Source organism: Nonomuraea sp. NPDC050783 (assembly GCF_040802095.1).
Classification (GTDB): domain Bacteria; phylum Actinomycetota; class Actinomycetes; order Streptosporangiales; family Streptosporangiaceae; genus Nonomuraea.
The window spans coordinates 687,252-699,064 of sequence record NZ_JBFAHK010000003.1; the positions used below are offsets into that span (position 1 = coordinate 687,252).

Annotated in this window: 15 protein-coding genes and 1 tRNA gene; 8 read left to right on the forward strand and 8 right to left on the reverse strand. The window is 71.0% G+C overall.

All coding sequences use genetic code 11. The features are described from left to right. The first annotated feature begins 243 nt into the window (after window positions 1–243). Window positions 244–1,287, forward strand: a complete 1,044-nt coding sequence (locus AB0H75_RS11335) for a sensor histidine kinase (protein WP_367794138.1) — start codon at window positions 244–246, stop codon at window positions 1,285–1,287. A gap of 161 nt (window positions 1,288–1,448) precedes the next feature. Next, the gene (locus AB0H75_RS11340; protein WP_367794246.1) at window positions 1,449–2,147 is read left to right on the forward strand and encodes a response regulator; all 699 of its coding nucleotides are present in this window, start codon (window positions 1,449–1,451) and stop codon (window positions 2,145–2,147) included. Window positions 2,148–2,157: 10 nt separating this feature from the next. On the opposite strand, the gene secY is transcribed toward AB0H75_RS11340, so the two are convergent. After that, window positions 2,158–3,447: a preprotein translocase subunit SecY gene (gene secY, locus AB0H75_RS11345; protein WP_367794141.1), complete on the reverse strand. Its 1,290-nt coding sequence runs from the start codon at window positions 3,445–3,447 to the stop codon at window positions 2,158–2,160. 141 nt (window positions 3,448–3,588) lie between these two features. On the opposite strand from secY, the gene AB0H75_RS11350 reads away from it, so the two are divergent. Then, window positions 3,589–4,155: an AAA family ATPase gene (locus tag AB0H75_RS11350; protein WP_367794144.1), complete on the forward strand. Its 567-nt coding sequence runs from the start codon at window positions 3,589–3,591 to the stop codon at window positions 4,153–4,155. Window positions 4,156–4,202: 47 nt separating this feature from the next. Here the strand turns inward: AB0H75_RS11350 and AB0H75_RS11355 are convergent, their stop codons facing one another. Both AB0H75_RS11355 and AB0H75_RS11360 read right to left on the reverse strand, forming a co-directional pair. After that, window positions 4,203–4,715: a hypothetical protein gene (locus tag AB0H75_RS11355; protein ID WP_367794147.1), complete on the reverse strand. Its 513-nt coding sequence runs from the start codon at window positions 4,713–4,715 to the stop codon at window positions 4,203–4,205. 77 nt (window positions 4,716–4,792) lie between these two features. Next, on the reverse strand, window positions 4,793–5,572 hold the full coding sequence (locus AB0H75_RS11360; protein WP_367794150.1) for a putative hydro-lyase: 780 nt from the start codon (window positions 5,570–5,572) through the stop codon (window positions 4,793–4,795). 74 nt (window positions 5,573–5,646) lie between these two features. Between AB0H75_RS11360 and AB0H75_RS11365 the strand changes: the two genes are divergently transcribed. Together AB0H75_RS11365 and AB0H75_RS11370 are read left to right on the forward strand one after the other, a co-directional pair. Continuing rightward, window positions 5,647–7,278, forward strand: a complete 1,632-nt coding sequence (locus AB0H75_RS11365; protein ID WP_367794153.1) for a sodium:solute symporter family protein — start codon at window positions 5,647–5,649, stop codon at window positions 7,276–7,278. Further along, window positions 7,275–7,436: a hypothetical protein gene (locus tag AB0H75_RS11370; RefSeq protein ID WP_367794156.1), complete on the forward strand. Its 162-nt coding sequence runs from the start codon at window positions 7,275–7,277 to the stop codon at window positions 7,434–7,436. Before AB0H75_RS11365 ends, AB0H75_RS11370 begins: the two co-directional genes overlap by 4 nt. Window positions 7,437–7,673: 237 nt before the next feature. Here AB0H75_RS11370 and AB0H75_RS11375 read toward each other — a convergent pair whose 3' ends face one another. Both AB0H75_RS11375 and AB0H75_RS11380 read right to left on the reverse strand, forming a co-directional pair. Then, window positions 7,674–7,913: a hypothetical protein gene (locus AB0H75_RS11375; protein WP_367794159.1), complete on the reverse strand. Its 240-nt coding sequence runs from the start codon at window positions 7,911–7,913 to the stop codon at window positions 7,674–7,676. Next, window positions 7,910–8,137, reverse strand: coding sequence for a DUF6158 family protein (locus AB0H75_RS11380; RefSeq protein ID WP_367794162.1), 228 nt, complete (start codon window positions 8,135–8,137; stop codon window positions 7,910–7,912). Before AB0H75_RS11380 ends, AB0H75_RS11375 begins: the two co-directional genes overlap by 4 nt. A 96-nt stretch (window positions 8,138–8,233) precedes the next feature. On the opposite strand from AB0H75_RS11380, the gene AB0H75_RS11385 reads away from it, so the two are divergent. Beyond that, entirely contained in the window at window positions 8,234–9,166 is a 933-nt protein-coding gene (locus AB0H75_RS11385) for a LysR family transcriptional regulator (protein ID WP_367794165.1), read from the forward strand. Here the strand turns inward: AB0H75_RS11385 and AB0H75_RS11390 are convergent. Continuing rightward, window positions 9,148–9,723 (reverse strand): histidine phosphatase family protein, encoded by a 576-nt coding sequence (locus AB0H75_RS11390; RefSeq protein WP_367794168.1) that lies wholly within the window; start codon window positions 9,721–9,723, stop codon window positions 9,148–9,150. The two genes, AB0H75_RS11385 and AB0H75_RS11390, sit on opposite strands and share 19 nt — an antisense overlap. Before the next feature lie 210 nt (window positions 9,724–9,933). Here AB0H75_RS11390 and AB0H75_RS11395 point away from each other — a divergent pair. Both AB0H75_RS11395 and AB0H75_RS11400 read left to right on the forward strand, forming a co-directional pair. Further along, window positions 9,934–10,010, forward strand: a tRNA-Ile gene (locus AB0H75_RS11395). Window positions 10,011–10,651: 641 nt separating this feature from the next. Further along, the gene (locus AB0H75_RS11400) at window positions 10,652–10,939 is read left to right on the forward strand and encodes a hypothetical protein (protein WP_367794171.1); all 288 of its coding nucleotides are present in this window, start codon (window positions 10,652–10,654) and stop codon (window positions 10,937–10,939) included. 87 nt (window positions 10,940–11,026) lie between these two features. Here the strand turns inward: AB0H75_RS11400 and AB0H75_RS11405 are convergent, their stop codons facing one another. Further along, a complete protein-coding gene (locus AB0H75_RS11405) occupies window positions 11,027–11,161 on the reverse strand; it encodes a hypothetical protein (protein ID WP_367794174.1) in 135 nt (44 codons plus the stop codon). Window positions 11,162–11,233: 72 nt separating this feature from the next. Then, complete coding sequence (locus AB0H75_RS11410; RefSeq protein WP_367794177.1) at window positions 11,234–11,395, reverse strand: hypothetical protein; 162 nt, start codon at window positions 11,393–11,395, stop codon at window positions 11,234–11,236. Between the last annotated feature and the right edge of the window lie 418 nt (window positions 11,396–11,813).

An 11,813-nucleotide genomic window follows, 5' to 3' on the forward strand; every position in this document is an offset into this window, starting at 1 on the left:
CTTGGCCGGTGGGGGATGGACACGCAGCACACGCACGGAGACGTGCACCAGCACGGCGACGTGCCCGAGCACGAGCGCCCTCGCGACCATGAGGGTGAGCGCGGGCACGACGGTGAGCGCGGGCATACCGGTGGTCGCGGGCGTCTTCGCGGGCACGACGGCGGTTCTCCGCCCGGAAGCGGTCGCGGGCGTGGGCATGGCCGGTCGCGTGGGCCGCTGACCGTTCTGTCGCGGCTGCGGCGGGTGGGTGACATCCCGGTCGTGGTCATGCTGGCGTGGGCGGGCTGGCTGGCCGTCCCGTGGTCGTTCTCCGGGCTCGCTCAGGCCCGTGCCGCCGCCGCGGCGGCCGCCGCCGACGCCGAGCCGCCCCAGCTCGAAATCCCCGCCGCGATCACCCCGCCACCGCCCGCGGTGCCGGCCCGCCCGGCGACGGCGGCCCGTCGCGGCACGGTGGCGGAGCCCGCCTGGGGCATCCCCGCCGCACCCGCCATTCACCTCCGCACCGTCCGCCCGCCAGTCCCCGCCCCCCTTCTCCCGCCCCGCCCACCGGCGCCCACGGACCGCACGACCCCTGACCGCACGACCCCTGACCGCACGACCCCTGGCTGCACGACCCCTGGCTGCACGACCACCGACCGGGCGACCACCGACCGGGCGACAGTCACCGGCCGGACGACAACCACCGACCAGGCGGCGACCGTCGAGCGGGCGGTCGCCGTCGAGAGGGCCAGGATCGCCGGGGAGGTGCACGACGCGGCCGGTCACGGGCTGGCGGCGATCGCCATGCAGGCCGGGCTCGCACTCGTGAGCCTGGACGACGACAACCCCGAGCAGGCCCGGGCGTCCCTGCTGGCGATCAGGGAGACGAGCACGGCGGCGCTGGCCCACCTCCGCGCGGCCCTCGACGGCATCGACCCGCCCGGCGGCGACCTGAGGGCCCTGATCGACGGCGTACGCGCCGCGGGCCTGCCGGTGGACGTGGAGCCCGCCGGGCTGCCCGTCCCGGCCCACCTCCGCGACACCGTCCACCGGGTGACCCGCGAGGCCCTCACCAACGTCCTGCGCCACGCCGGCCCGACCCGCGCCCTGGTCCGGGTGAGCGACGGCCCTGCCGCGTACGTGCTGGAAGTGGCCGACCGCGGCACCGGCGCCACGGGCGCCCCGGAGGGCCGTGGCCTGGCGGGCCTGCGCGCCCGCGTCACCGAGGCCGGTGGCCGCCTCACCGCCGGCCCCCGCGACGGCGGCGGCTTCCAGGTGATCGCCCGCTTCCCCCGCACCCCGTCATGACCACCCCCGGCGCGAGCACCGCCACCCCGGAGGAGGACCCGTCCCCCTCTGACGCGAACGCACCCGCCCCTGACGAGAGCCGCACCCCCTCCACCACAGCCGTGACCGCCTCAGGGAAACCGGCGGACGCGGACGTGACCGCCTCCGGGGAACCGGCGGACATGGCCGTCCCCCCGCAGCCGGGTGATGGTCGGCCGTCCCCGGAGCGGGTGATCCGGGTGGGGATCGCCGACGACCAGGCGGTCGTCCGGATGGGGTTGCGGGCGTTGCTGGAGCGGGAGCCCGGCATGGAGTGCGTGGGCGAGGCCGTGGACGGCGCGGCGGCGCTGATCCTGGTGCGCCGCACCCGTCCGGACGTGCTGCTGCTCGACATCCGCATGCCCGGAATGGACGGCCTGGCCGCCCTGCGGGCGATGGCGGCGGACCCGGAGCTGCGCGGCACCAGGATCGTGGTGGTGACCACGTTCGCCGTCGACGAGTACGTCTTCGCCGCCCTCCAGGCCGGCGCCAGCGGCTTCGTGCTCAAGGACAGCGCCCCCGACGAGCTGGTCAACGCGGTGCGGGTGGTCGCCGCCGGGGAGGCGCTGCTGTCCCCGGCGATCACCAGGAAGGTCATCGGCCTGTTCGGCCGGCACGGCGCGGAGCCGGTGGAGGGCATCGGCACGCTCACGCCGCGCGAGCGCGAGATGGCCGCGTGGGTGGCCACCGGCCGCTCGAACGAGGAGATCGCCAGGGAGCTGACGATCAGCCCCGACACCGTCCGCACGCACGTCAGCCGCGCCATGGTGAAGCTGCGGGCCCGCGACCGGGCGCAGCTCGTGGTGTTCGCGATGCGGGCGGGCCTGACCCTCCCCTCGTGACCGGGGCGGGCTACCGCAGGAAGCCTTCGTAGTTGCGCTGCTGGAGCTGGGCCTCGATCTGCTTGACGGTGTCCAGCCCCACCCCCACCATGATCAGCACGCTGGTCCCGCCGAACGGGAAGTTCTGCTGGGTGCCCGGGTCCCGCAGGATCGCGAAGGCCACCAGCGGCAGCAGCGCCAGCACCGCCAGGTAGGCGGCTCCGGGGGCGGTCAGCCGGGACAGCACGTACGCCAGGTGGGCGGCCGTGGGCCGTCCGGGACGCAGCCCCGGCACGAACCCGCCGTAGCGGCGGATGTTGTCGGCCAGCTCCGCCGGGTTGACGGTGATCGAGACGTAGAAGTAGGCGAAGGCGGCGATGAGCAGCACGTACGCGGTCATGTAGAGCGGGTGCGTCCCGGTGGCGAGGTTGCGCTGCACCCATGCCCCGGCCGGGCCGCCGAGCAGCGGCGCGACCAGCGTCGGCAGGTAGAGCAGCGACGAGGTGAAGATGACCGGCACGATGCCCGCCTGGTTGACCTTGAACGGGATGTAGGTGCCGCTCCCGCCGTACATCCGCCGCCCGACCAGCCGCTTGGCGTACTGCACCGGGATCCGCCGCTGCGCCTGCTCGACGAAGACCACGGCCGCCACCAGGAACAACCCGGACACGACCATCACCACGGCCCCGGCCGGCGTCAGCACGAAGATCTTCGACATGTACCCGGGGAAGACGGCCACGACCTGCGTGAACATCAGCAGCGACATCCCGTTACCGATCCCCCGGTCGGTGATCAGCTCGCCCAGCCACATCACCACGCAGGCCCCGGCCACCAGGGTCGCCACGATGACGATCACCGGCAGCGGCCCGTCGGCCAGCAGCAGCGGGCGGGGACAGCCGGGCAGCAGCTGCCCGGTGCGGGCGAGCGCGACGACGGTCCCGGCGTTCAGCAGGGCCAGGGCGACGGTCAGGTACCGCGTGTACTGGGTGATCCTGGCCTGCCCCTGCTGCCCCTCCTTCCTGAGCGCCTCCAGCCGGGGCACCACCACGACGAGCAGTTGCAGGACGATGCTGGCGGTGATGTACGGCATGACGCCGAGCGCGAACACCGACAGCTGCAACATGGCGCCCCCGCTCATCATCTGCGCCAGGTCGAAGAGCCCGCCGGAGGCCGATCCCGCGCAGGAGCGCACCGCCACCACGTCCACCCCGGGCGCGGGCAGGATCTGCCCCGTGCGGAACAGCGCGACGATCGCGAGCGTGAACAACAGTTTCCCGCGCAGCTCCGGAACCCGGAACGCCCTGGCGAAGACGGTCAGCATGGGCACCGAGTCTGTCCGGCGCGGCCCGGCGGGGTCGTCCGCGCGGGCGAGGCACCCGCGTACGCAGATCCGCGTACGCCGATTCACGTACACCGATTCACGTAATTCGCGGACGGATGCGCATGCCGTAGGTTGATCGGCGTGAGCACGGTGTGGGTGATCAGCGGGCCGCCGGGCGCGGGCAAGTCCACGCTGGCCGCCGAGCTGCTGGCCCGCCTGTCGCCCGTGCCCGCCCTGCTCGACAAGGACACCGTCTACGGCGCTTTCGTGTCGGAGGTCCTGCGCGCGTACGGCCGCCCCGACGGCGAGCGCGAGGGCCCCTGGTACGACGAGCACGTCAAGCGCCATGAGTACGAGGGCCTGACCCGGCTGGCCCGCCAGATCCGTGGCCACGGCTGCCCGGTGCTGCTCGACGGCCCGTTCACCACGCAGGTGCACGACGCGGCGCGGTGGGCGCGATGGGTGGCGGAGCTGGGCGGCGAGCCGGTGCGCCTGCTGTGGGTCCGCTCCGACGGCCCGACGCTGCACGCGCGGCTCACGGCCCGGGGCCACGGCAGGGACGCGGGCAAGCTGGCGGCCTTCGCCCGTTTCCTGCGCGACATCCGCGTGGACGAGCCGCCGGCCGTGCCGCACCTGGAGATCGACAACCGGCGCGGCGCCCGCCCGATCGGCGACCAGCTCACGGACGCGGGCCTCCCGCGCCCCTGAGGCGGATCACGTCCCGATCCGCGGGCCTCCCGCGACCCCGAGGCGGATCACGTCCCCGATCCGCGGGCCGCCAGGATCCGCCGCCGGACGACCACGATCACGAGGTCCACCACGACCAGCCCCACCAGGGCGGGCACGAGCAGCGCCAGGGCGCCCGTCACGCTGGAGTACCGGAACGACCAGCCGATCTTGAACAGCAGGGCCGCGTTGATCACGACCAGCGCCCACACGAAGGAGCGCCGCCACAGCGCCAGGGCCAGGGCGACGAACACCAGTGGCACGAGGAGCCCCATGAGCACCTTGGCGGCCGTCCACTCGCCGAGCAGGTAGTCGCGCTCGTCGTTCAGGAACTCCAGGACCGCCGGGTCCGGCCGTTCCGGCGCCGGGAACCAGGCCATGCTGGTGACCAGCGCGACGAGCGTGAGCACGATGCCCCAGATGGCGCGCCGGTAGGCGAAGTAGCAGAACGGCAGCAGGAACAGGGGCCTGACGTACCAGCTCAGGATGTTGTGGTGGCGGGCCCAGGCCCAGGCGGCGAGGGTGTCGACCCAGTCCCCCATGGCGGTGTCCTCTCAGTCGCGGGCCGCCGGTGACGGCGCCGGCCGGGCCCCCGCTCCCGGTCGCCGCGCGCGGGCCCTCAGGGGATGCGGTAGTCCTCGTCGCGGACGTCCAGGATCGCCATGTGCCCCGGCAGGTGCCCGATGGCGTACTCGACGCCGCTGGCCATGATCGCCGCCTGCGGCGTCACCCCGCACGCCCAGAACATCGGCACCTCCCCGGCGCGCACCTCCACCGCGTCGCCGAAGTCCGGCCGTGCCAGGTCGCCGATCCCGATCCCGGCGGGGTCGCCCACGTGCACCGGCGCGCCGTGCACCCGCGGGTAGCGCCCGCTCACCTCGACGGCGGTCCTCACCAGCTCCTCGGGCACCGGCCGCATCGACACCACCAGCGGCCCCGACAGGCTGCCGGAGGACTTGCAGGGCACGTCCGTGACGTACATCGGCACGTTCGTGCCCAGCTCCAGGTGGCGTACCGGCACCCCCGCCGCGAGCAGCGCCCGCTCGAAGGTGAAGCTGCAGCCGATGAGGAACGGGACCAGGTCCTCGCGCCACTCCTCCGTCACCCGGTCGAGGTCGGCGACCGGCTTGCCGTCCCGGTAGAGCCGGTAGCCCGGCAGGTCGGTACGCAGGTCGCCGGCGAACAGCGCGGTGGCGTACGCGCCCGGCTCCCCCACGTCGAGCACCGGGCAGGCCTGGGGATTGTGGTGGGCGAACAGCAGCAGGTCGTAGCGCAGCTCCGCGGGCACGGCAATGAGGTTGGCCTGCGTCCAGCCCCGGCACCAGCCCGCCGTGGGCACCCGCTCGCCGCTGCGGAAGCGCTCCCGCGCCTGCGCGGGGCTCAGATCGGCGACGTCCACCCCCTGACAGTAGGTCGCGTCACCGCCGGCGGTCCACCACGTGATCCCGCGCTTTTCCGGGGTAGCGGTGGGAGGTGCGGCTCGATGTGAACCTCCTCGACTATGCGCTCATCGCGATCTACTTCGCGACCGTGCTCGCCATCGGGATCGCCGCCCGCAACCGGATCAGCTCCAGCCTGGACTTCTTCCTGGCCGGACGTGGCCTGCCGGCGTGGATCACCGGCCTGGCCTTCGTCTCGGCCAACCTGGGCGCGATCGAGATCCTGGGAATGGCGGCGAACGGTGCCCAGTACGGCGCCATGACCGTGCACTACTACTGGATCGGCGCGGTCCCCGCCATGGTGTTCCTCGGCATCGTCATGATGCCCTTCTACTACCGCTCGAAGGTGCGCAGCGTCCCCGAATTCCTGCGCAAGCGGTTCAACGGGGCGACGCAGCTGCTCAACGCGCTCACCTTCGCGGTGGCGCAGATCCTCATCGCCGGCGTGAACCTCTACGCGCTGGCGCTGGTGATGGAGCTGCTGCTCGGCTGGCCGCTGCCGGTCTCGGTGGTGGTGTCGGCGCTGATCGTGCTGGCCTACATCACCCTGGGCGGGCTCTCCTCGGCCATCTACAACGAGGTGCTGCAGTTCTTCGTGATCCTGGCCGGGCTGATCCCGCTGACCGTCCTCGGCCTGATCAAGGTGGGCGGCGTCAGCGGCCTGGCCGACAAGATCCGCCAGAGCCCGCTCGGCGAGCCCGGCCTGCACACCTGGACGGACACCGCCGGCCAGAACCCCATGCAGGCCCACTGGATCGGCATCGTGTTCGGGCTCGGCTTCGTGCTGTCGTTCGGCTACTGGACGACGAACTTCGCCGAGATCCAGCGGGCCCTGTCGGCCAGGAACACCAACGCGGCCCGGCTGACGCCGATCGTGGCCGCGTTCCCGAAGATCTTCATCCCCCTGGTGACGGTGCTGCCCGGCATGATCGCGCTGGTGCTCTTCAGCGACCTGGGCAAGGGGCAGGCGTACAACTACTCGATCCCGCTGCTCATGGGCGACCTGCTGCCCAACGGCGTGCTCGGGGTCGCGGTGACCGGGCTGCTGGCCTCGTTCATGGCGGGCATGGCGGCCAACATCAGCGGCTTCAACACCGTCTTCGCCAACGACATCTGGGCCGCGCACATCCGGCCCGGCCAGGAGGACCGGCACTACCTGCGGGTGGGCCGGATCGCGACCGTGGCGGGCGTGGCGCTGGGCGTCGGCACGGCCTTCATCGCGGCCGGCTACTCCAACATCATGAACTACCTGCAGGCGCTGTTCTCGTTCTTCAACGCGCCGCTGTTCGCCACGTTCATCCTCGGCCTGTTCTGGCGGCGGATGACGCCGTGGGCCGGTTTCTGGGGGCTGCTGAGCGGGACGGCGGCGGCGTTCGCGTCGTACCTGCTCTACAAGGCCGGGGTGCTGAACTTCGGCACCGAGCTGAACGCCAGCTTCTGGGGCGCGGGCACGGCCTTCGCCGTGGACATCCTGGTGTCCGTGGTGGTCACGCTGGTCACCACGGAGAAGCCGGTGGAGGAGCTGCGCGGGCTCGTGTGGGGGCTCAGCGCGGTGGACCTGGAGGACGACGCGCTGGCCGGTGACCGCAAGTGGTACCGCTCGCCGGTGGTGCTGGGCGTGGGTGCGGTCGTACTGGCCGCCGCGATGTACGGGGTGATCCTGTGAGCGACATCCGGATGGTGATCGGCGGGCTGTTCCTGGTGTACGGCGTGATCCTGATCGTGGCCGGCGTGGTGGGCGAGGCGGTGAACCTGTGGACCGGCCTGGCCATGGCCGTCTTCGGCGGGCTCTTCGTGGTGTGGGCCCGCGTCAAACGCATCTGATCCCCTGCCGCCCCTGCGGACGACACTGCGGGCGACATTGTGGGCGACACTGCGGGCGACACGCTTTCGCGCCGGCCGGGACACCGATCCCGACCGGCGCGAAAGCCGCCCGTCCACACCCGGCCCGAACCCGAACCCGACCCAGGCCCGAACCCGAACCCGACCCAGGCCCGAACCCGAACCCGACCCAGGTCCGGGCCCGGACCTCGCATCAGTACTCGATCTCGGACGCGCGCGTCAGTACTCGACCTCGAACGTGTGCGGCCCCAGCCCGTAGCCGTCATCGCCCCTGGGGACGACGTACCCGTGTTCGACCAGCCTCGCCAGGCTGGCCCGCAGCTCCTCCTCCGCCAGGTCGGACGCGCGCGCCAGCGCGTCCAGGCCGGTCGCGCCCGTTCCGACCGTCTGGGAGGCGACGGCCTCGTACACGTGGATGTCGACGTCGGACAACTCCTGTACGTCGTGGCCCTCGGTCATGAGCGCTGCCTCGCCCCCTCCCGCAGCCGTTCGGGGTCCACGTCCCGGTCCGGGTACCTGCGCAGGTACTCCGACTCCAGCTCCTGGGTGCGGGAGGTGTGCCGGGACAGGGCGTCGTCGGAGCCGTGGAAGAAGGTGTCGCTCCGGGTGGAGTGCAGCTGGCGCAGCTCGCGTACCAGGTCGTCGTCGCTGAGCTGGGCCGGATCGATTCCCATCGTCGTCATGGGTCTCCCTCTACCCCGGAGTTCCCCGACAATATCTGTCACAATCTCTGACATCTGGGGATTGTGTGTAAGATGCCGCCGCTTTACCTTCCCGTTATGGACCTCGAGCTCCGGCACCTCAGAATCGTCCGCGCGGTCGCGGACGCGGGAAGCGTGAGCAAGGCCGCGTCGACGCTCGGGCTGGCACAACCGGCCCTCACCGCCCAGCTCAAGCGCATCGAAAGGGTGCTCGGCGGCGCCCTGTTCGAGCGCGACCGCCACGGCGCCAGGCCCACAAGGCTCGGCGAACTGGTGCTCGCCCGCGCACGGGTGCTCCTCCCCGCGGCGAAGGAGCTGCAGGACGAAGCCGTACGGTTCGCCCACGCCCCCAGCCCGGGTTACCGCATCGGATCCACCAACGGGCCGATCCTCGGCGGCCTGGTGGACCGGCTGGCCGCCGAGCGGCCCGTCACCACGTACACGTCCTGGTCGACCCACGAGCTGGCCAGCATGGTCGAGCTCGGCCGCCTCGACTACCTGCTCACCGGCGCCTGCGGCGACTCCGGCACCCCCACCGGCACCCTCGTCTGGGACACCATCAGCCTCGACCCCGTCTTCTGCCTCGTCGCCGAGACCCACCCCGCCGCCAAGGAGAAGGAGGTCGAGCTGGCCGACCTGGCCGGCGAGCAATGGGCGGTGACACCCGGCGACGGCTGCTTCGCCGACTGCTTCGCGACGGCCTGCGCCCGGGCCGGCTTCACCCCCGGCACGATCTACGAGACCGACGTGCCGACCTGCACCCATCTCTCCCAGGTGGGCCGCGCCGTGGTGCTCTGCCAGGCCACCCACCAGCCCGCGCAGGGCCTGGTCATGGTCCCGCTCGCCGGCGCGCCGCTACGCTGGCGGCAACTGCTCGGCCGCCACCCCACCGCGGCCGACGCGGCGTGGGTGGTCCTGCAGGCGAAGGAGGCCCACCGGGACGCCGTCCGCCGCAGCCCGGTCTACCGCGACTGGCTGTCCCGCAACCCCTCCTACGGCACCGCCCCCTGACCCCGTTCCCCCCACCCATCCCCTTCTGTCCGGCCCACCTGGAACTCCCATCCGGGCCGCCACGCGAACGGCGCATCGACCAGTTCCTCCAACGCCACGCCCTCCACCAGATGCCGCAACGCCCACAGATTGGCGGAATGCGCCACCACCAGCACCGTCGCCCCGCCCCATTCCTCCCGCACCTCCCTCAGGAACTCCCGCGTCCCCTCCACCACATCCCGGTAGCTCTGCCCGCCGCCGGGCCACGGCTCATCGACGTACCGCCTCCGCACTGCCGCCAGCTCCACCGCGGGTCGCCCGTCGTACATCCCGTAACCGCACTCCCGGAGCCGCCGATCCACCCTGACCTCCTTCTCGACCCCCTCGAACGCGATCTCCACGGTCTGCAACGCCCTGCGCAGATCGGACACGTACACCACGTCCACCTCGTGCCGCCGCGCCCCGAGCTCGCCCGCCTCCACCCGCCCCCGCGCGGACAACTCCCCCGGCAGCCACCCGCTCGCGACCCCGGCCTCGTTGTGCACATTGGTGGCATGCGTCTCATAGACCACCCTCACACCCGTCCCCATGCCACGACCGTAACCCCCGCCCGCCCCCTGATGATCGCCACCGGCCCCATCACTCCGGCGAACATGGAATGATGTCCGCGGAGACCCCTCTCCCACCGGCCCAGGCGCCCACGATCGGACCCGATGCTCTAGCCTTAGCCATGCGCGGGCTCAGCAAGATCCGCTCAACCGTGCGCCCGAGCCACACAACTGAATCCAGGGGCGGTAGCTCAGCCGGTCAGAGCATCGGACTCATAATCCGTGGGTCGTGGGTTCAAGTCCCACCCGCCCTACCATCCTTTTACCAGGCTGAATGCCTTCCATAGCTTTCGGGCCTGATCTTGCGTGACAGGGGATTTGACAGGGGAGAGTGTTTTCGATCACCTCCCCCGCCCCGCGAACCGCTCGGGACTGTACGGTTTTCGGCTCTGTCGCAGATTACTGGACAGACCCACCTGACGCTGTCGGCCGGCGGCGACACAACAGCGATCAAACCACGGACGCCAAGACCACCTTCCACGTCGGCGCCTCCCGCAAGCTGCCCGAACCGATCCTCAAGGGCAACACCGCAACCTACCCGCGGCCTACGGCAACGGCGTTGACCTGGTCGTCACCGCCACCCCGACCGAGTTCCGGCAGCAGATCGTCATCCGGAACGCCCAGTCGGCCCGGCGACCTTCCGCACCCCCGTTGACCTGCCCAAGGGGATCTCGTCCGGCGAGGACGACGATAGCCAGCCGACGCTGAGGGGCAAGGACGGCAAGACCTTCCTCGACATCCGGCCGGCGCCACTGCTGGACGCGATCGCCACCGACCCCAGCGGCGACCTGGAGGAAGCCAAGGTCGGCAGAGCGGCCGTCGCCCTGGACGGCTCGGAGCTGGTGTACAGCCCGGACCGGCGTTCCTCACCGACCCGGCCACGACGTACCCGGTGATCATGGCCGCCGTCAACGACGACTGGCACGAGTGCGAAATTGACACCCCGTCCAGCACGTCCCTCCGCGTCTTGGCCGCTGTGCTCCACCTACGACTACGCCCCGACGTCAAGGCCTTCTCGGCCCTGATCGATACCAGCCGCGGCACGATCTACCGCGCCCTCGACGAGATCCGCCCCCTGCAGATCCAGCACCACACGCGCATCGGATCCATCGACACCGAATCAGTCTTGCTTACGGATCTCTTATCCCTCGCTCAGACCACAGCCGCACCAGATCAAAGCGCCTAGTAATTTTCCTACGGTTCCTTATGTAGCCGACTGGCCGGAATCTGCTGGGCATCTCAGGCCACGAGCACGACAAGTGGCCCAGAGACGTCATCGGCGACTCCGGAAGTAGACGACGAACAGTACCGCGCCGGCCGCGAACAGCGCCACCGCCACCGCCAGCAGCACCAGGCGCAGGAGCAACGTATCGGGGTCTCCGATGACGGTCAGGACGCTGGACAGCATGATGAGCAGGCTCGAGAACAGAGCCAGTAACGCCCCGAGCACCCTCATTCTCATAAGTGGCTCACGCCTCTCTCACCGGGACTTCGCGTACCCGAACGGCACGCCACTGTAGTACCTGCCCACCACGATTTTGAATCCCTTGCCATCTTGGTTGAGGTAGTCCACGACCGCCGAGACGATGGCCGCCCCGGCGCCGTACAGGGTGCAAGCCGCCGCGACGGTACCGGCGATCATGGCGCCTACCCCGGCGGTGGGGACCGCAGCGACGACGGCGATCGTGCCAGCGACCGCCGCACAGCCACCGAACCCGCCTGCAACCAGCGCAAGAATGTTCTTGATGAGTGTTGCGGTCGGCCCGTCGATGTAGAAGTTGCAGTATTCCTTGGTCTCCGTATGCCCGCACTTCTTACGGAAGCCGTCAGATTTCGGTGTGCAGGGTTTGAGGCCCTTGTCATCGACACATTGGGCCTGGGCCTCCCCATAGAGGTCACATGCGTCCTGTTCAGCCTTTGCGCTTCCCCTCGTAGCGTGGAGACCGAACCGGGAGAGGTTTGGTCGTGGCAGCAGTCACGCGGCGGCGCTTTGATCCGGAGTTTCGGACCGGGGCGGTGCGTATCGTGAAGGAGACCGGCAAGCCCGTCGCTCGGGTGGC

Bases quoted from the DNA above. Each gene is read 5' to 3' on its own strand.
- AB0H75_RS11340 (WP_367794246.1), top strand. From the start codon at position 1,449: ATGGCCGTCCCCCCGCAGCCGGGTGATGGTCGGCCGTCCCCGGAGCGG.
- secY (WP_367794141.1), bottom strand. From the start codon at position 3,447: ATGCTGACCGTCTTCGCCAGGGCGTTCCGGGTTCCGGAGCTGCGCGGG.
- AB0H75_RS11355 (WP_367794147.1), bottom strand. From the start codon at position 4,715: ATGGGGGACTGGGTCGACACCCTCGCCGCCTGGGCCTGGGCCCGCCAC.
- AB0H75_RS11375 (WP_367794159.1), bottom strand. From the start codon at position 7,913: ATGACCGAGGGCCACGACGTACAGGAGTTGTCCGACGTCGACATCCAC.
- AB0H75_RS11380 (WP_367794162.1), bottom strand. From the start codon at position 8,137: ATGACGACGATGGGAATCGATCCGGCCCAGCTCAGCGACGACGACCTG.
- AB0H75_RS11385 (WP_367794165.1), top strand. From the start codon at position 8,234: ATGGACCTCGAGCTCCGGCACCTCAGAATCGTCCGCGCGGTCGCGGAC.
- AB0H75_RS11400 (WP_367794171.1), top strand. From the start codon at position 10,652: ATGGCCGCCGTCAACGACGACTGGCACGAGTGCGAAATTGACACCCCG.
- AB0H75_RS11405 (WP_367794174.1), bottom strand. From the start codon at position 11,161: ATGCTGTCCAGCGTCCTGACCGTCATCGGAGACCCCGATACGTTGCTC.
- AB0H75_RS11410 (WP_367794177.1), bottom strand. From the start codon at position 11,395: ATGATCGCCGGTACCGTCGCGGCGGCTTGCACCCTGTACGGCGCCGGG.